The 23,862-nt window shown below is 69.7% G+C and carries 16 protein-coding genes; 6 read left to right on the top strand and 10 right to left on the bottom strand.

Translation table 11 applies throughout. The features are described 5' to 3' along the window. Window positions 1–4 precede the first annotated feature (4 nt). A complete protein-coding gene (locus J7E87_RS08840; RefSeq protein ID WP_215091793.1) occupies window positions 5–739 on the top strand; it encodes a cobalt-precorrin-6A reductase in 735 nt (244 codons plus the stop codon). A 46-nt stretch (window positions 740–785) separates the two neighbouring features. On the opposite strand, the gene J7E87_RS08835 is transcribed toward J7E87_RS08840, so the two are convergent. Together J7E87_RS08835 and solA are read right to left on the bottom strand one after the other, a co-directional pair. After that, window positions 786–1,412, bottom strand: coding sequence for a precorrin-8X methylmutase (locus J7E87_RS08835; protein ID WP_215091900.1), 627 nt, complete (start codon window positions 1,410–1,412; stop codon window positions 786–788). Between the two features lie 69 nt (window positions 1,413–1,481). Continuing rightward, window positions 1,482–2,624: an N-methyl-L-tryptophan oxidase gene (gene solA, locus J7E87_RS08830; RefSeq protein ID WP_215091792.1), complete on the bottom strand. Its 1,143-nt coding sequence runs from the start codon at window positions 2,622–2,624 to the stop codon at window positions 1,482–1,484. A 255-nt stretch (window positions 2,625–2,879) separates the two neighbouring features. Here solA and J7E87_RS08825 point away from each other — a divergent pair, with 255 nt between their 5' ends. Genes J7E87_RS08825 through J7E87_RS08810 form a run of 4 tightly spaced genes read left to right on the top strand, consistent with a single transcriptional unit; the run spans window position 2,880 to window position 6,762 of the window. Then, window positions 2,880–3,806 carry a BTAD domain-containing putative transcriptional regulator gene (locus J7E87_RS08825; RefSeq protein ID WP_215091790.1) on the top strand — a complete coding sequence of 309 codons (927 nt, stop codon included), beginning with the start codon at window positions 2,880–2,882 and terminating at the stop codon, window positions 3,804–3,806. Window positions 3,807–3,860: 54 nt separating this feature from the next. Beyond that, window positions 3,861–4,292, top strand: coding sequence for a type II toxin-antitoxin system RatA family toxin (locus J7E87_RS08820; RefSeq protein ID WP_215091788.1), 432 nt, complete (start codon window positions 3,861–3,863; stop codon window positions 4,290–4,292). Beyond that, the gene (locus tag J7E87_RS08815; RefSeq protein ID WP_215091786.1) at window positions 4,292–5,536 is read left to right on the top strand and encodes an aspartate aminotransferase family protein; all 1,245 of its coding nucleotides are present in this window, start codon (window positions 4,292–4,294) and stop codon (window positions 5,534–5,536) included. The genes J7E87_RS08820 and J7E87_RS08815 overlap by 1 nt, the downstream gene beginning before the upstream one ends. A 50-nt stretch (window positions 5,537–5,586) precedes the next feature. After that, window positions 5,587–6,762, top strand: a complete 1,176-nt coding sequence (locus J7E87_RS08810) for a thioester reductase domain-containing protein (RefSeq protein ID WP_215091784.1) — start codon at window positions 5,587–5,589, stop codon at window positions 6,760–6,762. 104 nt (window positions 6,763–6,866) lie between these two features. Here J7E87_RS08810 and J7E87_RS08805 read toward each other — a convergent pair whose 3' ends face one another. From J7E87_RS08805 to J7E87_RS08790, 4 genes are all read right to left on the bottom strand, one after another. Next, window positions 6,867–9,749: a LuxR C-terminal-related transcriptional regulator gene (locus tag J7E87_RS08805; protein ID WP_215091782.1), complete on the bottom strand. Its 2,883-nt coding sequence runs from the start codon at window positions 9,747–9,749 to the stop codon at window positions 6,867–6,869. A gap of 446 nt (window positions 9,750–10,195) precedes the next feature. Beyond that, entirely contained in the window at window positions 10,196–11,935 is a 1,740-nt protein-coding gene (locus J7E87_RS08800; protein WP_215091781.1) for an ABC transporter ATP-binding protein, read from the bottom strand. Continuing rightward, window positions 11,932–13,728 carry an ABC transporter ATP-binding protein gene (locus J7E87_RS08795; RefSeq protein ID WP_215091779.1) on the bottom strand — a complete coding sequence of 599 codons (1,797 nt, stop codon included), beginning with the start codon at window positions 13,726–13,728 and terminating at the stop codon, window positions 11,932–11,934. The genes J7E87_RS08800 and J7E87_RS08795 overlap by 4 nt, the downstream gene beginning before the upstream one ends. Window positions 13,729–13,893: 165 nt before the next feature. Continuing rightward, entirely contained in the window at window positions 13,894–16,074 is a 2,181-nt protein-coding gene (locus J7E87_RS08790) for an MMPL family transporter (RefSeq protein ID WP_215091777.1), read from the bottom strand. A 163-nt stretch (window positions 16,075–16,237) separates the two neighbouring features. Between J7E87_RS08790 and J7E87_RS08785 the strand changes: the two genes are divergently transcribed. Next, window positions 16,238–16,831 (top strand): TetR/AcrR family transcriptional regulator, encoded by a 594-nt coding sequence (locus J7E87_RS08785; RefSeq protein ID WP_215091775.1) that lies wholly within the window; start codon window positions 16,238–16,240, stop codon window positions 16,829–16,831. Window positions 16,832–16,928: 97 nt separating this feature from the next. Here J7E87_RS08785 and J7E87_RS08780 read toward each other — a convergent pair whose 3' ends face one another. From J7E87_RS08780 to J7E87_RS08765, 4 genes are all read right to left on the bottom strand, one after another. Then, window positions 16,929–19,391, bottom strand: a complete 2,463-nt coding sequence (locus tag J7E87_RS08780; RefSeq protein WP_215091773.1) for an SDR family NAD(P)-dependent oxidoreductase — start codon at window positions 19,389–19,391, stop codon at window positions 16,929–16,931. Continuing rightward, entirely contained in the window at window positions 19,388–20,782 is a 1,395-nt protein-coding gene (locus tag J7E87_RS08775; RefSeq protein WP_215091772.1) for a cytochrome P450, read from the bottom strand. Before J7E87_RS08775 ends, J7E87_RS08780 begins: the two co-directional genes overlap by 4 nt. Beyond that, a complete protein-coding gene (locus tag J7E87_RS08770) occupies window positions 20,779–23,535 on the bottom strand; it encodes a KR domain-containing protein (protein WP_215091770.1) in 2,757 nt (918 codons plus the stop codon). Before J7E87_RS08770 ends, J7E87_RS08775 begins: the two co-directional genes overlap by 4 nt. After that, window positions 23,532–23,862, bottom strand: a 331-nt coding sequence (locus tag J7E87_RS08765) for a beta-ketoacyl synthase N-terminal-like domain-containing protein (RefSeq protein WP_285427310.1), incomplete at its 5' end; no start/stop codon positions are given. The genes J7E87_RS08770 and J7E87_RS08765, both read right to left, overlap by 4 nt.

Here is a 23,862-nt window from a genome sequence, read left to right as displayed (position 1 = left end):
CCCGATGCACGTACTGATACTGGGCGGGACGACGGAGGCCCGCCGCCTCGCCGAGTCCCTGCATCCAGGCGCGCGGATCACCACCTCGCTCGCAGGACGCGTCGCGGACCCGAGACTGCCCCCGGGCGAGGTCCGCGTCGGCGGGTTCGGCGGCGCCGAGGGCCTGGCGCAGTGGCTCCGGGCGCACCGGGTGGACGCGCTCGTCGACGCCACCCATCCCTTCGCGGGGACGATCAGCTTCAACGCGGCGTCGGCCGCGGTCACGGCCCAGGTTCCGCTGCTGGCCCTTCGCAGGCCCGGCTGGATCGCGGGCGAGGGCGACGACTGGCACAGCGCCGGCTCCCTTGAGGAGGCTGCCGGGATCCTTCCCGCTCTGGGCCGGCGGGTCTTCCTCACCACCGGCCGCATGGGTCTCGCCGCCTTCGCGGGCCTCGACGAACTCTGGTTCCTCATGCGGTCGGTGGACCCGCCGGAGCCGCCGCTGCCGTCCCGGACGGAGGTGCTGCTGGACCGGGGCCCCTTCACGCTCGAGCGCGAGCGTGAACTGCTGCGGCGCCACCGCATCGACGTCCTGGTCACCAAGGACAGCGGCGGGGCCGCGACCGCGCCCAAGCTCACCGCCGCCCGCGAGGCCGGACTGCCGGTGGTCGTGGTCCGGCGTCCTCCGGTCCCGGAGGGCGTCCTGGTGGCGGCCACCGTGGACGAGGCCGCCGCCCGGCTGCGTCAGCTCTCCGGATAGCGGCGAGGCCCCGGCCCGCTCAGCCTGCCTCTCGTGACGCTTCCCCCTACTCTTCCTCGCTGGCCAGAGCGTTGACGGCGGCCGCGGCGATGGCGCTGCCGCCCCGGCGTCCGCGCACCACCAAGTGATCGAGCCCCGAGGGGTGTTCGGCCAGCGCGTCCTTGGACTCGGCCGCGCCGACGAAGCCGACCGGCACTCCGATGACCGCCGCCGGGCGCGGAGCACCCTCCTCGATCATCTCCAGCAGCCGGAAAAGAGCCGTGGGCGCGTTGCCGATGGCCACCACCGCGCCCTCCATGCGGTCCCGCCACAGCTCCAGTGCAGCGGCGCTACGAGTGGTGCCGAGCTCCGCCGCGAGGCCCGGGACCGCCGGATCGGACAGCGTGCACACCACGTCGTTGCCCGCGGGCAGCCGTTTGCGGGTCACCCCGCTGGCGACCATGGAGACATCGCACAGCACGGGCGCGCCGGCGCGCAGCGCCTCGCGGGCGCGGGTCACCACGTCCGGGGTGTACGAGAGGTCGCGTACCAGGTCGACCATGCCGCAGGCGTGGATCATCCGGACCGCGACCCGGCTGACATCGGCGGGCAGCCCCGCGAGATCCGCTTCCGCGCGGATGGTGGCAAAGGACTGGCGGTAGATCGCCGCACCGTCCTTCTCGTACTCGAACACTTGGCTCTCGCTCATCTCGTCAACACGTCACGGCCGGCGCGGCCGGCCCGGCGGCGAGCATACCGACCGTCAGCGGAAGCGGTCCGGGGAGAGGAAGTCCAGCGGCACCCTGGCCGGCCTGCCCTGGGCGATGTCCGCCAGGGCCTCGCCGATGCCGGTGGCGTACGGGAACCCGTGTCCGTTGTCGCCGCCCGCCACGATGACACGGGGGTCGCCGCCGGGTCGTCCGATCACGAACTGCCCGTCCGGCGTCCGCGTCTGCGTGGATACCGCGACCCGCGCGGGCAGGGTCTCGAGTCCGGGGATCTTGGCCGGCAGCGTGCCCGCCAGATCCGACCAGTCGTCGGGTGTCACGGACCGGTCGCTGTCGTCGGGATCGATCGGTTTGGCCGTCACACCCCGGTCTTCCAGGCCCAGTTTGATGTCGTGTCCGCCCTCCGTGCCGCTGCCCCACAGGACCCGGCTGTCGTCCAGCTCCCGCATGAAGACGGGGAAGCTCTCCAGGTTGAAGGTGCCGTCGGGTTCGAGCGGCCGGAACCAGGTGATCGGCATACGTACCGATTCCAGCGGCAGTCCCGGTACGAGAGTGGCCAGCCAGGAGCCGGCCGTCACGATGACCTGTCGCACCCGCACGGTCCGCTGGGCGGTGTGCAGGAGGACGCCTCCCGTCACCGGTTCGACGGAGGTGATGCGGGTGTCGGCGTACACGCGTGCCCCTGCGCGCTGTGCGAGGGTGACCGCCGTACGGACGGCTCTCTCCGGCCGTAAGATCCCGGCGGACGGCTCCCAGACGCCTATGTGATGGCCGGGCACGCCGGTGTGGCGCGGGTACTGGAAACGCAGAGCGCGCGCCGTGTAGGTGCGGACCTCGATGCCGTGCTCATGAGCGGCGCGGAGGGTGCCGCCCGCGATGTGTCCGTTCTCCGGGCCGATCAGGAGCCCGCCCGTGGGGAAGAACAGCCGCTCCTGTGCGGCGTCTTCGAGTTCCGACCAGAGCTCCCCGGACCGCCGTGCGAGCGGGACCAGTTGAGGATGCTCCAGGCCCGTGAGGCGGAACATCCGGGAGCCGCCGTGTGACGAACCGAGTGAGTGACCTGGGGTGAAGCGCTCGAACCCCAGGATGTCGACGCCCCGGGCCGCCAGCTTCCACAGGGCCGTGGCTCCCCACGCCCCGAGCCCCACCACCGCGGCCTCGGCATCCCACTGAGTCACGCCACTCACTCCCCGCCTGTCGTCACGGTGCTTGGGCCAACCCGACCACGAGCCCCCGCGCGCAGGCCTGAGTAGCGGCCACTCACCTTCCGCTCGCCAGGTGTCCCGGGGGCCGCCAGGGGGCCGGGGCGAGCCGCCGCCGATACGGACGGCGGGGGAGGTTTGAGTACCTGGCTACTCATGAAGTGGGTCCCCCACCCGTGATGACCTCGTGGTGCCGCGTGGTGCGGGCCGCGACGACCGGTGGAGGTATGGATGCAGTTCCGTGTACTGGGGCCCCCGGAGATCTACGACGAAGTCAGGCAGCGGAGTGTCCGGCTGACCAGTCCCAAGCAGCGCGTGCTGCTCGGGGTGCTGCTGGTCCGGATGGGGTCTCCCGTTCCGGCGGAAGCGTTGATCAACGAGTTGTGGGGACGCCATGCGCCGGACAAGGCGGGCAACGCGCTGCAGGCGCATGTGTCGCGACTGCGGCAGCAGCTGATCGAGGTGGAACCTTCGCGTGCCAATACACCGCGTCTTGTCGCACGCGGCTCCGGTTACCTGCTCCAGGCGCGGCCCGACGAGCTCGACAGCGTCCAGTTCCGGCTGCAGGTCGCTCGGGCCCAGCGGGAGTTGAAGACCGATCCGCACACCGCATGCGAGCTGCTGCGCAAGGCCTTGAAGCTGTGGCGCGGCCCGGCACTGGACGGCGGGTCCCACGGCCCGCTGTGCGCCGGTGTCGCGGCCCGGCTGGAGGAGGAGCGTCTGCTCGCGCTGGAAGACCTCTGTGACGCCTCGCTCCGGCTGGGCCAGCACCGCCAAGTCGTCGGTCAGCTCAAGGAGTTGGTCGTGGCACACCCTCTCAGGGACCGCTTCCGCGACCAGCTGGCCCTCTCCCTGCAGCGCTGCGGTCGCCAGAGCGACGCACGGGCGGCGCATGTGCGAGCCGTCCGCCTGCGTCAGATACACGAAGGCGGGAGCAGATGGCACGGGCCGGACGCCGCTGAACACCATCCGGTGGCCGGGGAATCCCGCGACGCGGACCTCGCTGGCCGCGACGGCGCGAGCGGTCTCGAGCTTGTTCGCCTGCGTCGTCGAGTCGACCAGCTGACATCGGAACAGCACACGCTCCGCTCGGAGGTGGAACGCCTGATGGCTCTGGTGGAGGAGCGCACCTCCGGCCGGCGCAGAGACTCCGCGTGATCCGGCTTTTCCCTTTGCCGGTATGTCAATTGCTTTTCTGAGAGGAGATTTCCAATGGCCGTACTGCATACGACCCACACGAGCGCCGGGACAGCCGACCAGCTGTGGCAGGTGCTGCTGGACTGCGAGGCGTTCCCTTCCTATATGGAGGGCGTCAATGAGGTGACCATTACGGGCGAGGAGGAAGGCCGCCGCAGCAGCAGCTGGGTGGTCGAACTCAAGGGTTCCGAGATGGAGTGGGACCAGGAAGACGTCATCGATACCGAACGGCGCCGGCTGGAGTTCCGCCAGACCGATGGGGATCTCGCCCAGTACGAGGGATACTGGCAGGTCGTCGCGGACGGTGCGGGCGCGACGCTCGAACTGAACGTGGAATTCGACATCGGCCTGCCGATGGTGGCCGAGATGATTCACCCCGCGGTGGCCAAGGCGCTGGAAGGCTACCAGCAGGGAATCGTCGCCCAGAGTCTGCCCGAGGGGAAGTAATGAGTTCCGTTCTCCCGGGTGACGCCAAAGAGACGTTCCGGCGCGTCAAGCGCCACTTTTCTCCGGCGCTTTCGGTGGCCGGCAAGTTCACCGGGCAGGGGGCCGTCGAGTCCTCGGCCGAGGGATGCCGGGTGACCCTCTCGGACGGCCGTACCGTGCTCGACTTCGGCTCGTTCGCCGTCGCCCTCCTCGGCCATCGGAACACGGCGATAGTCGACGCCGTCCGAAGCCAGCTGGACGTCATGCCCGCATCGACCAGGTCGGTCCAGAGCCCGGTGCCCGCGCTCGCCGCCGAAAGCCTGGCCGACTACCTCGGAGGAAACCTCAACAGGGTCTACTTCGGATGCGGCGGTGCCGACGCCGTCGAGGTGTCCGTCAAGCTCGCGCGGATGGCCACGGGCCGTACGACCGTGATCGCGGTCGAGGGCGCCTTTCACGGAAAGACCCTCGGCGCCCTCGCGCTGACCCACAACGAACGGTTCAAGAAGGGCCTGGAGCCGTTGCTCCAAGGCGTCGTCCATGTCGATCCGGACGACCCCGAGGCCGTCTCGCGGGTCATCCGCGAACAGGACGTCGCGGCCGTCGTCTTCGAGCCGGTGCAGGCCGAGAACGGTGTGCGGATCCTGGACGAGGATGTCCTCGCGCGGTGGTGCCGCGACGCCCGTGAGCACGGCGCCTTCGTCATCTCCGACGAGATCCAGGTGGGCCTGCGGCGGTGCGGCGCCAAGTCCCTCGCGATTGCCGCAGGGCTCCCGGTGGACGCCGTGCTGCTGGGCAAGCCGCTGGGCGGCGGAGTCGTCCCGGTCTCGGCCGCGGTGGGTACGGACCAGCTCTTCGCCCCCCTGCTGGCGGATCCGATGATGCATACCGCCACCTTCAGCGGCCACCCGCTGGGCACCGCCGTCATTCCCGTGGCGCTGGACACCATCGAGCGGCACGTCGAGGACGGCATCCGCATCGCCGCGGCGATGGAGCGGGGACTGGCACAGATCCAGGAGCGGCACAGCGACGTCGTGGCCGAGACCCGGGGCCGTGGCCTGCTGTGGGGTATCGACTTCCATTCACCCGAGCTGGCCGGCGAGGTGCTGGCCGGGCTCGCCCAGCGCGGTCTGGTCGTCTCCCCGTGCATCAGCCGTCCGACGACGGTGCGGCTGCTCCCGCCGCTCGTCGCGTCCGACGAGGACATCAAAGAGGCCCTGTCACTGCTGGCCGGCGCGATCGCCGCAGCAGCCGCCGGCGTCTAGCCGCGGCACCGAACCGGACGGAATGTCAGGGGAAGGAACGAAGATAACTGATGACTTCGCTCACGATTTCAGAAGTCACCGAGGAATTCGCCGACGATGTCAGGCTGCACGAAGACATCACCGGCTTCCCGGCGAATGATCCACGTACCGTATCCGAGGTGTTCCTCACCGGCGCGACCGGTTTTCTCGGCGCGTTTTTGCTGAAGGAATTGCTGGCGCGGGGCCTGGTCGTGCACTGCCTGGTCCGATCCCCGGACAGCGACGCGGGACTGGAACGGCTCAAGGCCAATCTCAGTACGTACGAAATCCTCGACGACCTCGACATGGACCGGGTCAGGGTGGTGTCCGGGGACGTGACGCAGCCCCGTTTCGGTCTGCCGGAGTCCGTGTACGCCGAACTGGCCGAGCGGATCGGCGCCATCTATCACTCGGCGGCCAAGGTCAACTTCCTTACGCTGTACAAGTGGTTGCGGAAGTCGACGATTGACGGAACTCACGAGATCCTCCGGCTGGCCTGCGCGGCCGAGGCTCCGCTGCACCATGTGTCGACCACCGGCGTGTTCGATCCGACGGCGGAGAAGGAACCCCGGCGGGAGATCGACCCCACCGGGCCGCCGGAGAATCTGTCGCTCGGCTACACCAAGAGCAAGTGGGTGGCCGAACAACTGGTGCGCGAGGCGGGCCGAAGGGGTGTGCCGCTGACGATCCACCGTCCCGGACAGGTGTGGGGCGACTCGAACAGCGGAGCATGCCAGAAGAACGACTTCGTATGGCGGTTCATCAAGGGCTCCGTGCAAGCCGGGCTGTATCCACGGAAGTTCCGGCTCGAGATGAACATGGTGCCGGTCGACTACGTCAGCGCCGCGATCGTCGCCATCACGAGGGACCCGGAGTCGATCGGCGGCACCTTCCACGAGGTCAGCCCCGGCACGCTGAACTCCGAGGAAATCCTTCGCCTCGTCCGCAACTCCGGATACGAGCTGAAGGAAGTCAGCATCATCAAGTGGATGAAGGCCATTTCGGTGGACGTCACCAACTCCATGTTCCCGCTGATGCGCACCATCGTGGACATGGAGAAGGTCGAGGTGGCCGAGTTCGCGGACGGGGCCACGCGAGAGTTCCTGAGTGATTCCGGAGTCACCTGCCCCGGCATCGATGAAAAGGCGTTCGACACCTATATCTCGTACTTCATCCGCCACGGGATCCTGCCGGAGCGGGATCTTTGAGCCGCTGACAAAGGAAGGTGTCCCGCGAGAAGTCTCGCGGGACACCTTTCTGTCGGGGGGCTTTCCAGGGGGCGCTCACGCAGCCGGCGTTCACGGCGGCGAGTTCAGGAAGCGGGACGGTCGGCGAACCGGATCCCGCATTCATCGGACAGCAGGTCGCCCCCCCGACCGTCCTCGGTGACGGGCTCCGGCTCGGCAGAGCGGATCAGCTGCACCGGTGCCATACGACTCGCTTCCTCGGGCTGCGCGGTCGCCTGCTCCAGGCCCCGCTTGAGATCGTTCCGGGCGGTGATGCCCAACTTGTGGTAAATCCGGTGCAGATGGTTCTCCACGGTGCGGACCGACACCACCAGCTGCTCGGCGATATCGCGGTTCGAAAGACCGGTCGAGGCGAGCGCGGCGACCTCCCGTTCCCGGGGCGTCAGCGGTGCGGCATCGCTCTCCTGGCGGTTCTCCCTCGCCAGCCACGGCGGCAGGGAGCAGCCGCAGTCACGAAGCAGGTCCTGGCATGTGGCCCAGGCTTCCCGGCTCTTGCGGCGCTGGCTCGATGCCCGGTAGGCCCGGGCCGCCTGCGCCGCGGCCTCGGCGGCCATCGGCAGCGCTCCCATGTCCCGGAACTGTGCGGACACCCTGGTCAGCGCATTGCCGTCGGCCTCGGCGAGCGCCTGTATGTGATCGGCCATCACCCGCACCACGCCCCCGGTGCTCTTCGCCGCGAGCAGCTGAGCCTGCTTCCGGATCCGGAACGCGGCGCCGTCCTTGACACGGGCGGCCAGGTGCAGCGCGGTCACGGCCGTGACCGGACGCCCTGCCGCCGCCGCGCGCTCACCCAGTTCCACGGCCTGGGCGGCGGCTCCCGAACGGTCCCCGGTATGGGCGAGCACCAACGCGCGGTCGTGCGCGATCTCGTCCTCGGCGATCGGGTGGGAGACGGCCATGCGCTGGACCGAACGGGCCTCGACGAGGGTGCGCAGAGCCTCCGGGTGCTGCCCCAGCTCGGCCAGCGCGCCGGCCAGTTGGGCCAGTGGCCAGGCCCGGGTGGTCGGCCATTCGTAACCCGTCTCCAGGGCAATCGCCTGCCGCAGCAGAGCAACGGCCCGCTCGGGCTGCCCGAGGAGACGCAGCAGCTGGGACCGGGCGATGATGGTCTCCAGGAGCACCGGCCAGCGGTCGCTGGCGTCGTATCGGGGCAGGGCGTCCAGGGTGTCGGCGGCCCCCTTCAGATTGCCCGAGAGGTAGGAGCAGCGTGCGGCGACGGCGTTGACGAGGACCAGGGAGTCGGAGTCCCAGTCGAATGAGACGTCCCGGTAGCTGTTCAGCAGTTCCAGCGCGCCTGTCGTGTCCCCGAGCTCAGTGCGCGCGTAGGCCACCGCCGGTACCAGCGCCTGGGTGACGGAAAGGCCGGCGGTTCCGGAGCGCAGCACCGCCTCACCGATGTCCACGGCCTCCTGGAGGCGGTCGGACAGCACCGCGATCTTGACGCGCGTGCCGTGCAGCATTCCGGCGTGCGCGGGCCCGATTGCCGTGACGGCGCGGTCCAGTACGGTCCCGGCGTCCGGCACGCGGCCTAACCGCCACGCCATGTTGATCACCCGGGTGTGCACGGCGGCGATGTACTCCGGGTGCGGCACCTCCACACCGGATTCGAGGGCGGTGGCCAGGACCGTCTCGGCCTCCTGGTGGCAGCCCTTGGCGACGAGGACCTGACCGAGCAGAAGGGCGGCCCGGACGCAGTCCGTCGCGTGGCCGGCCCCCTTGTCAACGCGCGTAACTACCCGGCAGAGATCCGCTCCGTAGTCCGCTGAATCGGGATCCGGCGCCGGGCCGCCCATGGCCGTGTCCGCACCCGGCGGAATGTCCCGCAGGGTCAGCAGGCACAGGCGCTCGGCGAGCACGCAGTCCCGCATCCGCATCGCGGTGCGCGCCGCGACGAGCAGTTGCTGCCGCTCCGGGACGAGTCCCGCTTCGATACGGAGGGAGACGATGCGCAGCATGTCCTCCTCTCTGCGGGCGCCCGTACGTTCCAGGGCGTCGGCGACCTGGCGGCGGAGCCGTTGGGCGGTGAGGTCGGACATCCGGGAAGCCACCACGACGCGACTGAGCGGAACGGCCAGCCGGAGGTCGACGCGCGACCCGTTGCGCTCGACCTTCACGATGCCGCGCAGGTCGAGCGACTCCGCGGCATGCGCGAGTCCCGACGCGACGGCGATGTCCGCCTCCAGCGGTTCGGCGACGGCGAGCATGTTGACGAGTTCGTGTTCCTCGTGACTGAGGTCCCGCAGCCCGAGGCTTATGACGTTCGACAGCCGTTTGCCGGGGCGCTCGGTCAGACCCTGCCAGAGCCAGGTCCCGTCGACGCAGCGCAGCGACTCGTCCTCGAGTGCGTGCTCGACGAGTTCACGCAGCATCAGCGCGTTTCCGTGGGTGGCGGCCCAGAGGCGCTCCAGCGTCGCCGTATCGGTGTGGCCGCCCAGCCGGGCGCGCAGGACGTTGCCCATCGCTGTGCGGTCGAAGGGAGCTACTTCAACGTGGTCTATGAGCCTCTCGACCCATAGTTTGTCGATCCCGGCCGGGGTGGGTGCGTCCTGCCGACTGGTGGCGAGTACGGCGAGCCGCCCCGCGGCGACGAGCCGGTGGAGGCGGTCGCCCGATGCGGAATCGACCAGATGAGCGTCGTCGATGCCGACGAGGGGGCGGTCGGATGCGGTGCCGTCCAGTGTGGAGGGTTCGATGGACTCCAGGCATTCGGCGAGTGATCCGAATCCGCGTGCCCGCGTCCCGCTGCTCCAGCTCGCTCCGCCGACGGAGAGTACGGTCTTGCCTTCGTCGGCGGCCCGCTCCAGAGCGGTGGCGAGGAGGAGGCTCTTGCCCACGCCCGGGTCGCCGACGAGAAGCGCGCCGTTCCCCCGGTCGAGGGCCCGCTCAACTGCGTGGAGTTCAGCTTCTCGGGCAGTTATCGGCCAGTGGAAAACAACATCGGATGACATCTGTTCTCAAGCCCCCGCTCGAAGAATGCTCAGCACCTTTCGATGAATGTCCTGGAGCCCTCAGGTGTCTTGATGTGGCGGCTAATTGAACAGCCCACGACCGGAAGGAGGCGTACCTCGGCATCCGCTCTGCTCCGGTCCGGCGAAAATTGCTCCGCCTTTCCGTCACCCGAACCTGGTGGCCAACAGGACGATGGCCAGTATAGACCGGCACGTCGGAGGCGGAACTGGAATCAATCTGGCGGGGGCGGAGCTGTTGAATGGCCTGATGGTTACGGTATTCGGGTCCGTGTCGAGTGGGGGAGCGGCAAGATGGACCGGCAATTCTGACGTCCTGCCCGCCGTGCTGCCGGCCTGTGGTCTTGACGCAATCCATTCCATTGTTTCGGACTTGTTTCATGTACCGGACGGCAGGATTCCGTCAGCGTAGTCGAGTTGAATTTTGGTCAGGAATGCCGGCCGGCCAGGCTCCATCGCTTGGCCCGGTTCCGTTCGGTCCAGAAGGCCGCGTAACGACCGTCGGCGGCGACGAGTTGGTCGTGCGTGCCGTGCTCGGCGATCTTTCCCTCGTCCAGCAGGAGGATCTGGTCGGCCGTGGCGACGGTCCGCAGCCTGTGCGCGATGACAAGCAGCGTCCGGCCGGCCGTCAGGACGCTCAGCGCCTCCTGCACCGCCTGCTCGTTCTCCGGGTCCAGCGATGCGGTCGCCTCATCGAGCAGCACGATCGGGGCGTCCTTCAGGATTGCGCGCGCGATCGACACCCGTTGCCGTTCGCCGCCCGAGAGCAGCGCGCCGCCCTCACCGACCTTGGTGTCCCAACCGTCCGGCAGCCGGTGCACGATTTCCTCCACCCGGGCCAGCCGGGCGACCTCGCGGACCTCGGCGTCACTGGCCGTCGGGCGGCCGACCCTGATGTTGTCCAGGATCGTGCCCTCGAAGAGGTACACATCCTGGAACACCACGGAGATCCGGGACATCAGCACCTCGGGATCGATGTCCCGGACGTCCACCCCGCCCACCCGCACCACGCCGGCGTCCACGTCCCAGAACCGCGGGATCAGCTTGCTGACCGTGGTCTTGCCGGATCCGGAGGGGCCGACGAGCGCGGTCATCGTGCCCTCCGACATGGTCAGCGAGACTCCGGAGAGCACGGGTGTCCCGTCGTAGCTGAAGGCCACGTTCTCGAACTCGACGCCGTTGCCGTCGGGGACACGCGGATCGTCGGGCCGGGGCAGGGCCGGCTCCTCCAGCAGGGCGGAGACCCGGTCGAGTGCGGACCGCGCCGTACGCAGCGTCGAGCCGAGCACCGCGGTCTCGGCGATCGGTTCGGTGAACCGGGCCGCGAGGACGAGGATCGCCAGCAGCTTGGCCACGTCCAGGCTTCCGTCGAGTGCCAGGTAGGTGCCCGACACCAGGATGACGCTGAAAGCCGCCTGGACCACGAGCGCGAAACTGATCAGTCCGGGCACCCCGGTGACGAGCACCCGGCGGGACGTCTCGTACTGCGTGTGCAGCGCGTCATCGAGCCCGCGCGTCCCGGCGCTCGGCCCGCTGCGGCCGAACACCCTCAGGACAGGCTGGAGTTGAGCGAACTCGACGACCCGGCCGCCGGTCACGGCATGCGCCGCCGTCCGGGCCTCGTCGGCCTTGCGGGTCAGGCCGGCGCTCCACCGGTAGACCAGGACGATCACCGGCACGGTGAGGGTGGCCGCCAGCGCCAGCCGCCAGTCGAAGACGTACATCAGAGCGACGACGGTGGCGGGGGTGAGGTAGCTGGTCACCAGTGGCCGCAGCAGATGGGCCGGCACCCCCATGATGTCCATGACGCTCTTCGTGGCGAGCTGCCCGAGCTGCCCGACCCGCTCCGGCGCGAACCAGCCCAGCGGCAGCGTCGCCACCTGGTCGCCGATCCGGTGGTGCAGGCTCCTGGAGAGCGTCGCACCCGCCTGGAATCCGGTGCGCAGGCTGTCGTAGTAGGTCACGCAGTACAGGAACGACACTCCGAGCAGCACCCAGATCCAGGGCCACACCGAGTCGGGATCGGAGCCGAAGAGCGCCTGAAGGACCGGGACGAGCAGGGCGAAGGCGATGCCCTGCAGCACCGCGCCCACCGCGAGGGCGGCGAGCATCCTGCGTACGGGGCGCCCGTGCTCGGGGCCCACCACCTTGAGCAGTTGACGGATCATCGGTTGTTCCCTCCCACCGGAGCGGCGCTCACGGTCGTGATCAACGTGGGCTGGTGCGGCTGCCACCCGGCCGTCCGCTCATGGGCGTGCCACATACGGGCGTACCTGCCGGCCTGTGCGACCAGTTGCTCGTGCCTGCCGCGTTCGATGATTTTTCCGTCCTCGAGGACCGCGATCAGGTCCGCATCGACCACGGTGGAGAGCCGGTGGGCGATCAGCAGCACGATCTTTCCCCTGGTCAGCTCCGACAGCGCGTCCTGCACGGCGGCCTCGGACTGCGGGTCGGCGAAGGCGGCGGCCTCGTCCAGCACGATGATGGGTGTGTCGGCCAGCAGCGCGCGGGCGATCGAGACGCGCTGCGCCTGGCCGCCGGAGAACCGCGCGTCCTCGCCGATCACCGAGTCGTAGCCGCGCGGCAGCGCCTCGATCACGTCGTGGACGCAGGCTGCCCGGGCCGCGGCCCGTACCTCCGAAAGGTCGGCGTCGGGCCTCGCCATCCGGATATTGGCGGCGACAGTGTCCTGCGTGAGACGGACGTCCTGAAAGACGAACGCGACCCGGCGGTACAGATCCTCCAGAGCCATTTCCCTGATGTCGACGCCGCCGATGCTGATGGAGCCGCCGGTCACGTCCCCGAACCGGGGGAGCAGCGTGGCCAGGGTGCTTTTGCCCGAACCCGAGGGACCGACCAGGGCGGTGACAGTTCCCGGGGCCAGCTCCAGGTCGATGCCTGCCACGGCTTCCTGCTTGCCGTCGTAGGAGAACCGCACGCCCTTGTAGCTGACGTCGTTCCCGGACGGTGTACGCGGCGCGGCGGACTCCGCAAGTTCCTCGGCCTCCAGCACCTCGCCGACGCGCTCGGCCGCGCCCTTGGCGATCCGCAGTTCGTAGCTCGCGTAGAACAGAGCCAGTACGGGCGCGGTGAGGCCGATCCCGAGCAGGGCGAACGGCAGCAGGTCCACGGCGGCGAGCCAGCCGTTCGTCACGAACACCGCGCCTCCGGCGAGCACCGCCAGCAGCACGGCGATCGGCGAAAGTACGATCTCGGCCGCCGCCTTGGAGCGCAGCGTGGCGCGGACCCAGGACAGGAAGAACGAGGAGAAGTCGTCCGCCGCCTCGCTGAACCGCTGGTGCGCCCGGCGTGTCTGGCCGAAGGTCTTGACCACCGCGATGCCCTGGACGAATTCGACGGCGCTGCCGTTGATCCGCTCCATCGCCCGGTCGTAGTCGGGAAGGTGGCCGGCCATCTGGGCCATCGTGATGCTGTAGAGCCCGAGACCGACGACCAGCGGGGCGATCACCACGAGGGTCATCCGCCAGTCCACCCAGAACAGGTACGTCAGCGACGTCACCGGAACGACCACCGCCGCGGTGATGTCGAGCACCGAGTGGGCGAGCATGTGGTGCATCGCTTCCACATCGTCCTGCACGGCCTTCTTCACCGAGCCGGAGTTGCGCGCGGAGAACCAGCCGAGCGGCACCCGGCCGAGCTTGTCCACAAGCCCGCGCCGGATGTGCAACTGCAGTTCATTGTCCGCGAAGTGGGAGACGGCGCCCGAAGCGAGCAGAAAGATCAGCCTGACCAGCAGGGCGCCGGCGCCGATCGCGGTGATGGTCCAGGCCTCGCGCGACCGGTCGGGCCCGCTGTCCAGCAGTACCCGGCCGAGTTCGGCGATGGCGATGAAGGGCACGACCCCGGCGACCGCCGAGACGGCCTGGGCGGCTACGGCCAGCCGCAGCCTTCCCTTGATCGGGCGGAGAATCGCGCCAAGTGCGGCCTTTTCCGCGGCCATCCGGGCCTCCATGAGCCTCAGTTAGACGTTGTCTAATAGATGGAATGACTGTACCCGACGGACGAATCTGCCCGTCAAGGTGTGCCGGAAGGTATGCCGGCCGGGGTGAAGTGCCGCGGACGACCGCGGCACTTCACCCCGGGGAAGGGGACCCACCGGCACTGACTAACTCGCCACGGGAACACGCTCGTTGGCGTCCGGAGTCTCCGGAACGCCGTCCGTCTCCTTGATGCCGTAGCGGGCGTACACCTTTGCCAGCGGCCCCGGAGCCCACCAACCGGCCCTGCCCATCAGCTTCATGACGGCCGGTACCAGCAGGATCCGCACCACGAACACGTCCAGCAGAATCGCGATCACCATGCCCACACCGAACAGCGTCATGGTCAGCACGCCGCTGGTCGCCATGGCCGCGAGCGGCACGCACATCAGCAGTGCGGCACTGACGATCAGCTTGCCGATGCTCTGGAGTCCGGTGGCCACCGCGGCCGTCGGTTCGCCGAGCAGGTCGTACTGCTCCCGGATCCTGGACACCAGGAACACCTCGTAGTCCATGGACAGTCCGAAGATCAGCGCGAACAGCATGATCGGCATATTGGGCTCGATGTTCCCGGTGGGATCGAAGCTGAGCAGATCGGCGAGATGCCCGTCCTGGAAGATCCATACCAGGATGCCGAAGGTCGCCGAGAGGGACAGCAGATTCATCCCGATCGCCTTCAGCGGCAGCAGTACCGAGCCGAACGCCAGGAACAGCAGGATGTACGTCGCGATCGCGATGTAGAGCAGCATCCACGGCAGCGTCTCGGCCAGCGCGTCCAGGGTGTCGTCGAACACCGCGGTCTCGCCGCCGAAGTACGCCGTGGCGCCTGGTGGCGCGGGCACCTCACGGAGCTTGTTCACCAGGTTCTTGCTCGGGGTGGAGACGGCGACCCCGTCGAACTTCACCGACACCCGCGCCGTGGTGCCCTCGACTCCGGTGATCTGGGCGCCCTTGGCCCCGGGCACCTTGCCGAGCCGGTCGGCGTACGCCTGCAGCTCGGCGCCCTGCTCCTTGCTCTTGGCGTCGCCCGCCAGGGTCAGCAGCGAGTCGATGGACTTGATGCCGTCGCCGTCGAAGTCCCGCTCCATGATGTTGTGAACCTGTCGGCCCTCGGCGCTGTTGGGAAGCTGCCGCGCGTCGTTGGCGCCGAACTCGATGCGCAGGAACGGCGCGGCGAGGGCGAGCAGCACGCCGAGCGTGACCACCGAAACCGCCACCGGGCGGCGCATCAGACCGTGTGCCAGCCGGTACCAGGGGCCCTCGCCCGATGCCGGCGCCGCCCGCTTCCTGCGTCGCAGGGAGAGGGCGTTGACCCGCGGCCCCATCGCCGCCAGTGCGGCGGGCAGCGCGATGAGCGAGAAGAACACCGACAGGACCACCGCGGCCACGCCGCCGTACGCCATGGACTTGAGGAACGCGAAGGGGAAGAAGGTCATCCCGAAGAGCGCCACCGCGACCGTGATCCCGGAGACCACCACGGTGCGCCCCGCCGTGGCCACGGTGCGCGAGAGAGCATCGGCCCCGGTGTGTCCGCGCTCCAGCTCCTCCCGGTAGCGGCTCACAATCAGCAGGCCGTAGTCGATGGCCACCGCCAGGCCCAGGACCGTGACCAGGCTCATCGCGAACACCGAGACGTCGGTGAACTGAGCGATGACGCGCAGTACCGCCATGGACCCGAGGATGGAGAGCCCGCCGACGAGAAGCGGCAGGCTTGCCGCGGCGAGTCCGCCGAACACGATGACCAGCAGTACGAAGAGCACCGGGAAGGAGAAGCCCTCCGCCGTGCCGAGATCCTTGCCGATCTCCTCGCCGGCCTGATGGCCGGTCGGGACCGGGCCGCCGCGCAGGGTTTCGAGCCCTTCGACCGCCAGCTTGTCCTTGACCTCCTTGTAGGACTCTTCCTTGGTGTTGTCGTCACTGCCGTGCAGGTTCAGCGCGACATAGGTCGCGTGCCGGTCGCGGCTCACCTGCTCCGGCATCTTGGTCATCCAGAAGTGGGCGGACCCGGTGACCACCGAACTCGGCAGCGACGAGATCTTGTCGACGACCGCCTTCTGGAACGACGGGTCGTCCACGGTCTTGTCGTCGCTGCGGTAGACCACCACCGCGTCGGGTGCCCGCTGCGGGAACGCCTTCTCGGCCAGGAGGGCCGCGCGCCGGCTCTCCGACTTCGGGTCCTCGAAGCCACCCGGCTTCATGTCGCCGAAGACGCCGACGCCGTAGACCCCGGAGAGCACGGCGAACAGCAAAGTGAAGATCAGCAGAGGCTTGCACCGCCGGTGAATGAAACGCCCTAACCCCTCAAACATGCGTATTCCCCTAGATCGTTGGCGAACGCCGCGTGTCCGACTCCGGCGCTGCGCCAACAGTAACACCGTTATTAATCGCTCTTCCAGTGCTGGCACGGTCGGCGAAGCAGGCTTGGCCACCTGGGGGTCAGGTTTTAAAACGGTGTTGCGATACAGTTAACGAATGGCCCGGCTCAAGACACATGACGAAGCACTCCGCCTCAGGCTGATCAACCGCGCTGCCGCCACGGTGTTCGACCGTGGCACTGCCGCGCTGAGCCTGCGTCGGCTCGCAGCCGACGTGAAGACCTCGACCACGGCGGTCTATTCGCTGTTCGGGAACAAGGCCGGGCTGCTCGACAGCCTGTACCGGGAAGCGGCCAGGCTCTTCGTGGCGCGACTGGCCACCGTCAATTCGACCGACGATCCCGCCGCCGACGTCATCCGGCTCGGCGAGGCCTACCGCGAGTACGCGCTCGCGAACCCGCACCTGTACGCGATCATGTTCGCCGACCGCACCGTGGAGTACGAGCCGACCCCCGAGCGCAAGAGTGAAGTCGGGGACACCATCGCGCCGTTGGTGGACGCGGTGGTGCGGGGGCAGGCGGCCGGACAGTTCAAGTCCGGTCAGCCCGAGGTCATCGCGTTGTCATGCTGGGGTGCGGCACACGGGCTCGTGTCCCTGGAGCTGTCCGGAAACGAGCCCCCCGGTCTGGACATCGCCGATTGCTACGAGGCCACATTGCGTGCCGTCGTCACCGGCTGGCGCCGCGACTGAGCCTGCTCGGGGCTCAGTCGCGGCTTGGCGCGGACCTCAAGTCCGGGACTCGGCGAGGGCTTCAGCACTGGCTGTTCAGCGCGGCTTCAGTGCGGGCTCAGTCCCTGAGCCGGACCCCCTCCGCGAGGAGCACGCCCACTCCCTCGCGGGTCCCGGTCCAGCGGTCGAGGCCGACGGTGGCGTGCAGATGCTCGACGCGCTGTGCGCCCGGGCAGAGCACCAGACGGCGGACGGTCAGCGTGCCGGCCGCGTCCCGTACCGTGTGGCGGTCCACCTCGCGGACGATCGCTTCCACGGCGGCCGGTGCGAGAGTCGGATCGGGTGGGAACGGCACGGTCCACAAGTCCGCCGGCTCCACCGGCGGGAGGTCGATGCGCAGTCCGCCCTCGCTCCTGTCGGCCGGCTTCTCCGGGAAGACCACCCCGGACCAGCTCAGCCTCCCGGACCGCGCGGCCGGCCGGCTGCTCGCCCCGTCGTCGACCGGCACCGTTGTCCGTGTCCGCTCGGCGGGCCGGTCACCGTAGACGAGCGTGACCGCCGCGATGTCCGTGCCTTCGGCGCCGCGGATGGTGACGTCGACGCACCACTCGCCGTCGGAGTAGCCGCCGCGGGCCTCGCGGTGCAGGGTGAGATGCTCCCCCGTGAACCGCAGGCCGCCCAGGTGCACTTGAAGGTTGCGCAGTTCGCGCAGGTGCAGCAGTGGCCACCCTTCCGGGACCACCCAGTCGCCTGCCGCCACCGCGTGCTCCAGGGCGACGCTGACGGGCACGGCGGGGGCCGCGTCGACGCGTACCTCGGACAGGCAGGGATGCTGACCGGCTCTGAGCCGCGTGGTGCTGCGCAGCGAGCGGAAGATCTCGTACTCCTCGACCTCACCCAGGTGATGGTCGAGCGCGTGCAGGCGGGGCAGGTCGGGATGCCCGGTGAGCAGGCCGAAGCCGCGGAGCTGGCCGGGGGCGAGGACGGCGCCGATACGTCCGAGGAAGACGGCTTCGTCGGTGTGGCCGGAGCTGAGTTCCTCGACCCACCGGCGGGCGCCCTCCGCGGGGTCGAGGGTGGAGACATAGCGGACGGCGGCCGAGTAGTTGGCGATGACGCCGAGCCGCTCCCAGGTCGGCCAGCACAGCGTCTGCACGGGAAGGCCGAGGTTGTCGCGTGCCCAGAAGCCCATCCGGGCCAGGGCCTCGTTGCCGGCGGCGTAGTCGATCTGACCGACCATCCCGCCCATCCGCCCGGCAAGGGAGCCGACGTTGCTCAAGAGCCTCAGCCGGCTTCGGCGTTCGGGTCGGGCGAGGACCGCGGCCACCAGGTTCGCGAAGCCGGTGACCTTGACGTCCACGGTGCGTACAACGCTTTCCGCGGTCTTGCGGTCGAAGCGGGCGGGGTCGTCGATCCCGGCGTTGTGGATGACGAACTCGGGCCCCTCGCCGAGCGCGGCGAAGGCCTGCTCGACCTGCGCGGCGTCGGTGCAGTCGCAGCGCAGATAGTCGATGCGCAGCCCGTCGGCCTCGGCCCCGGTGAGGTTGCGGCAGACCGTGCGATCCTCCTGGGCCCGGTGGATCTCCCGCCGGACCAGGGCGAGTTCCCGCGGCGTACGGCCCTGAGCGAGCCGTCGGCGGCGCCAGGCGGCGAACCCCTCGTCGTCCAGGGCGCTCACCTCGTCCGCCGCCGGACGCTCGCCGCGGCCGGTGACGACCACGCGGCAGCCGAAGGTCTCGGCGAACGCCCGGGCCGCCGCGAAGCCGACGCCGCGTGCACCGCCGGTGATCAGGACGGTGTCGTCCGGGCCGGGGGCGTGCTTGCCGGGAGGCATGCCCGGAGCGTGCTCGTCGGGAACGTGCCTGTCGGGCGGGCCGAGCGGTGCGGGATGGCCGACCAGTACATGGCGGAGGCCTTCGCGGTAGCCGACCTCGAAGTGCTCCGGACGTACGTACTCGCGCTCTACGGCCTCGGCGATCGAAGCGGGGTCCGCGCGGTCGAGGTCCACGACGACGATCCCGGCGGCGGGCAGTTCGCGAGGCAGGCATTTGGCGATACCTGCCCAGATGCCGCCCAGGGGCTGCGGCACCTCCCCCTCGCCGTGGCCCGCAAGCCCGCCGAGATGGGTGAGCGCGAGGTAGACATGGCGGCCGAAGCGCGGCTCCGTCACCCAGCGTTGATAGGCGCTGCGGATGGCCTCGGTGGTGCGGGTCAGCGCCGGCTGCCAGAGGGTGTCGCCCAGTTCGTACGTACTCCCCATGACATTGAGGTCGACGATGCCGTCCCAGCCGTCGGTACGCAGCGCCGTATCGGGATCGGAGCGTACGACCAGGGCGCCGCGCTCGCCCAGCCGCTCGGCGACGGCGGCGACCAGGCCCGCGGATTCGCCGACGAGCAGCAGTCGGCGGCCGGCGAGCGGGCGATCGGACTCCGGGCCGGTGTACGGCACCTGCACCGGCTCCCAGACGAAGCGGTCGACCGGCCGGACGAACGCGTCCGGGTCGAAGGAGGAAAGGTGCGGCCGGACCGCCGGCCATCGCTGAGCGGCCTCGTGGTGGGCGGCCGTACCGGTTGTGGTCATCGGCGCCGCTCCTTCGCCGTCACACGGATGCCGCCCTTGGGGAAGAGCGTGATGTACGCGCCGGAGCCGGCCTCACCGCTGGTCAGCGTGAGCCGGAACCGGCCTGAGATACCGGCGACAGCCTGCTCGAGAAGGGCGAGCCCCATCCTCTTGCCGATGCACTGGCGGCGGCCGCCGCCGAACGGCAGGTAGGCCGAGCGGTCCTGAGTCGCCGTGCTGCCGGGCCGGAACCTCTCCGGATCGAACTGTTCCGGGTTCTCCCACTGTTCCGGGTTGTAGTGGGCTCCGTACACCGATACGAGCAGGGGCGTGCCGGCCGGAATGTGATGGTCTGCCAGTACGTCGTCCTCGATCGCCTCACGGGTGAACTGCCACACCGGCGGGTGCATCCGCAGCCCCTCGGCGACCACCATGCCGGCGTACGGCAGGTCGGCCAGGTCCCGGTTGGTGGGCAGGCGGCGCTTCAGGACCCGGTCCGTCTCCTCCTCCAGATGATCGCGGACCACCGGGTTCCGGGCAATTTCGTAGAGGGTCCAGCACAGGGTGAGGGCGGTGGTCTCGACGCCGGCGAGGAAGAGGGTCACCAGGTCCGACCAGAGGGCGTCCTCCGGCAGGTCCGACTCCCGTATCAGGGTGGCCACCTCGCCGCCCACGCCGAGGTCGACGTCCTGGGCGGCCTGAGCGACGACCCGCTCCAGCGTGCGCCGGGCCGCGGCCGTGCGCCGCCGGTGCCTGGTCGGAATGAACGCGGGGATGATCTTGTCCAGCCCTACGTTCTTGAAGATCGCCTCCAGCGCGACCGACACCGCCCGGGCGAACTCACCACCGTCCTGGGACAGGTCCTTGCCCACCAGCGCGAGCCCCATCACCCGGCAGGTAAGGGCCATCGACTCGGTGAAGAGGTCGAACGGGCGGCCCGTGCGGGCGTGTTCGGCCCAGCGGTCCAGCAGATCGGCGACGGCCGCGTCGGTCTCGGCCGCGCGTGCGGCGATCGCGTTCGGTGTGAAGGCGGGGTTGACGACCTTGCGGTGAGGGCGCCAGTCGCCGTCGTCGAGGGTGAGCAGTCCCCTGCCCATGAACAGCTCGAACGCCTCGTAGTAGGCGCCGCGGGAGTAATTGTCGGCATTGCCCTGGAGCACTCGGCGGATGGCCTCGGGGGAGGAAAGCTGAACCGTCGGGTTGTGGGGCAGCAGAGGGAGCTTGACGACGGTGCCGTGGTTCTTCTGGGCGCGGAGCGAGAAGCCCGGCGGATCTGCGGCGTACGCCACGGTCGAAAGGAGCGGCAGGGACATCGGGAAGCCGTTCGGCCCCTCGACCTGCTTGGCCCCGGCACCGGTCACCGGGCAGCCGCCCGGGGGCCGCACCGGGGGAGTCTCGTTTCCCTCGTTCATGCTGTTGCCTCCTGGGCAGGTCGTCGGCGTTCGCGGTACTCGCCGGTGGTCTGGTTCACATGGCCGAGTACGACGCCCGTCATGTCCTTGATCTGGAGCACGACTTCTCCGGCGGCGTTGACGGCCACGGCCCGGTTGTCCTCCTCGCTCTCCAGGTCGAGACGGGAGGGCAGGGAGTAGAGCTCGACCGGGGTGCCGGCGGCGGCGAGGGAGGCGTCGGTGTGACCGCCGTACAGATCGATGCGGCGGATGGTGCGGGGTACGGCCAGCGGGGTCCAGTCGCCGTCCGTGCGGTCCAGGACCGAAACGCGGGCGAGGCCGTCCAGGAGGACGGAAGGGACGACGAGACCGGAGAACCAGCGCTCGATGCCCGGCCGGTCGGGTGCGTACCGCGCGCGTCTGCCGTTGGGATGGCTACGGGTGTCGGCGGTGGAGACGAAGACGCCGCTGAGCAGGACGGCCGGGTTGGGCAGGTGGTACGGGTCGGCCATGCGCCGGGAGCCCTGGTCGTCCCAGTGTTCCCAGCGCGGCGGTGCGACGGGCTCGTCGCGCAGCCGCACCACCGCCGAGAAGTGGCGGCGGTCCTTGACGAGGAGACGCCCGCCCGGGGCCAGCACGTCGCCGGTGACCTCGACCGCGACGACCGATTCGACCGGACCGTGGCTGATCAGGCGGGCCTTGATGCGTTTGGTCTCGTCACGGCCCGCCTTGTAGAGGCGCAGGAAGGATTCGAGCCGGATGTCCTCGAAGACGGCCGGGACCCGGCCGGGGACGAGATGCATGGCCGCCTGCGCGGCCAGTTCGGGCACGAACGTGCCGGGCAGGGTCGGGTGGCCGTTGACGACATGCTCGTGGAGATACGCGTCCCGCTCCTGGTTGAAGGTGCGGACGACGGTGAGCCGGTCGGGGCCCCGGTCGACGATGTCGTCGACGAAGAATCCGGGCAGGGTGGGTGCGTGTGCCGCGGTCGCCGGCGGGGTGCGGCAGAAGTCCAGGTAGCCGGGTACCGCCGCCTCGATGGCGGCTCGTTCGGGGTCTCCGAAGAGCACGGTGACCGGGGCCGGGTCCGCCTGGTCGAGTTCGTGCAGGAAGTGGTCGACCCCCTCGGCCGTGGGCATGGCGGTGAACTGCGCGCTCTTGGCGAGGAACGTACGCATCAAAGGCGTCGCGCCGAGGCCGACGTCCCGCCACAGGGTCCAGCCGATGGTGAACTCCCGGGCGCCGCCGGCCGCGCTGTGCAGGGCCGCCGTGTTGAAGTAGTCGTTCGCCGCGCCGTAGTCGGTCTCGCCGGTCTGGCCGGTGAACCCGACGAATGACCCGAAGTTGCACCAGCGGCGTGGCTGCGCGGCGCCGAAGGCCGCCTTGAGGTTGGCGTACGTGCGTACCTTCAGGTCGCGTACGGCACGGAAGTCGGCGAGGCTCTTCTGGTCCACCGAGGCGGCGCGATTCGTCCCGGCGATATTGAGCAGGAGGTCGACGCGGCCGCTGCCTTCGGTGTCTGCGTCTGTGGCCGGGTCCGTGATCCGGGCGACGACCGCGTTCACCGCGTCGCGGTCGCGGAGATCACACGCGTGGTACAAGACGCGGCCGGCGCCGCAGATCTCTTCGAGGGCGGTGAGGTTGGCCGCGACCTCGCGGGCCGCGGACAGCCGGTCGAAGGCCGAGTTCGCCTCCCGCACGGTGAGCCGGTCGGGGCCGCTCGTACGGGCGCGGATGAAGTCCTTACGGGTCGGGTGTGTGCCCTCCGCCAGGGTGTCGAGGCGGGTGGAGCCGATGACATGGAGCCGGGGGCGGTCGCGGCGGGCCAGCGCGGCGAGGAGTTCGGCGCCGATGCCGCGTCCGCCGCCGGCCGCGACGACGGTGTACTCGCCGGGGCGCGGGGCGGGGCGGGCGGCCGGCTCCGGCTTCCGTCCGGGCTCGGGGACCGCCTGCCACAGAAGGCGGGTGCCGCCCGCGAAGGAGACGACGGGCAGCAGCTGTTCGGCCACGGCCTCGGCCGCGGCGTCCTTCTCGGCCGCGGCGAGATCGGTGGCTTCATGGACCACGGCAAGGACCGCCGAGTCCGGCCATTCGAGGGCCAGGCTTTTCACAAAGCCGGTGAACAGACCGGTGCAGGGATGCGGCACACGTGCCGCGTCGATCCCGCCGAGGAGGACGATGACGAATGATTCGGGGCGGGTGGGGAGTTCGGTGCAGGCCTTCGCGGTACGGAAGACGGCATCGTGCAGCCGCAGCAGCCGCTCGGAGGGCCCGGGGTTCCGGCCCTCGGCGTTGTCGGTGTTCCCGGCGTTCCCGGCGTTCTCGGCGCCCTCGCCGTCCGCGCCGTCCGCGCCGTCTTCGGGGTGTTCTGCGTCCTCGATGGACAGGTCGACCAGCACCCGGACGTGCCGGGGCCGGGCGCGCAGGACGTCGGCCTCGACGGTTTCCTCGTGCAGGACGATGCCGTTCGGGGCCTCCTGAGTATTTGTCAGGATCACCGTGTCGGGCGGGAAGAGCGGCGGCAGGGGCCCGTCGGCGCGGGCGGCCCGGGGCGCGGGCGCCAGGCGGAGGACATGCCGGTCCAGGAGGTGCGGTTCGGGCTGAGGAGTGTCCGGACGGCGCAGGCGCAGGCGGTGCGTCCGGCCACCTTCCTGTACGGCCCGTTCGATCACCGCAGTCCCGCCCGACGAGGTCGACGACGTTGCCGACGTTGCCGACGTGAGGAAGGCGATCAGTTCGCGGGCGCCTTCGGCTCCCAGCAGGGTCGCGGTCACGCTGCCACGCTCCTTTCCACGACGGCCAGCACGGGCAGGCCTGCCTCTTCGGCGAGCGACCTGCGGGTCACGACGAACAGGAACGCGCCCTCGACCGCGTTGCGGCCCGCCGCGTCGTTCCAGCCCGCCAGCGCCGTGCCATTGACCCCGGCCACCAGCGCGACGTCGATCTCCTTGAAGTCGAGGTAGGAGCCGGCCACGTCGAACGCCTCGAGGAGGGATGCCTCGCCCGCGTCCACCGTGATGTTGAGACCGCGGAGGTCGAAGTAGTTGGACAGCCGGGCGGCGATGACATTGGGCATCTCGCCCGGGAAGGAGTCCTCGGTC

The sequence above is a fragment of the Streptomyces sp. ISL-1 genome (assembly GCF_018614585.1).
Lineage (GTDB): Bacteria > Actinomycetota > Actinomycetes > Streptomycetales > Streptomycetaceae > Streptomyces > Streptomyces maoxianensis.
Note: the sequence above shows the minus strand (reverse complement) of the source record. Positions and strands in the feature narration are given on the sequence as shown.

Bases quoted from the DNA above. Each gene is read 5' to 3' on its own strand.
- J7E87_RS08840 (WP_215091793.1), top strand. From the start codon at position 5: ATGCACGTACTGATACTGGGCGGGACGACGGAGGCCCGCCGCCTCGCC.
- J7E87_RS08825 (WP_215091790.1), top strand. From the start codon at position 2,880: ATGCAGTTCCGTGTACTGGGGCCCCCGGAGATCTACGACGAAGTCAGG.
- J7E87_RS08820 (WP_215091788.1), top strand. From the start codon at position 3,861: ATGGCCGTACTGCATACGACCCACACGAGCGCCGGGACAGCCGACCAG.
- J7E87_RS08815 (WP_215091786.1), top strand. From the start codon at position 4,292: ATGAGTTCCGTTCTCCCGGGTGACGCCAAAGAGACGTTCCGGCGCGTC.
- J7E87_RS08810 (WP_215091784.1), top strand. From the start codon at position 5,587: ATGACTTCGCTCACGATTTCAGAAGTCACCGAGGAATTCGCCGACGAT.
- J7E87_RS08805 (WP_215091782.1), bottom strand. From the start codon at position 9,749: ATGTCATCCGATGTTGTTTTCCACTGGCCGATAACTGCCCGAGAAGCT.
- J7E87_RS08800 (WP_215091781.1), bottom strand. From the start codon at position 11,935: ATGATCCGTCAACTGCTCAAGGTGGTGGGCCCCGAGCACGGGCGCCCC.
- J7E87_RS08795 (WP_215091779.1), bottom strand. From the start codon at position 13,728: ATGGCCGCGGAAAAGGCCGCACTTGGCGCGATTCTCCGCCCGATCAAG.
- J7E87_RS08790 (WP_215091777.1), bottom strand. From the start codon at position 16,074: ATGTTTGAGGGGTTAGGGCGTTTCATTCACCGGCGGTGCAAGCCTCTG.
- J7E87_RS08785 (WP_215091775.1), top strand. From the start codon at position 16,238: ATGGCCCGGCTCAAGACACATGACGAAGCACTCCGCCTCAGGCTGATC.
- J7E87_RS08780 (WP_215091773.1), bottom strand. From the start codon at position 19,391: ATGACCACAACCGGTACGGCCGCCCACCACGAGGCCGCTCAGCGATGG.
- J7E87_RS08775 (WP_215091772.1), bottom strand. From the start codon at position 20,782: ATGAACGAGGGAAACGAGACTCCCCCGGTGCGGCCCCCGGGCGGCTGC.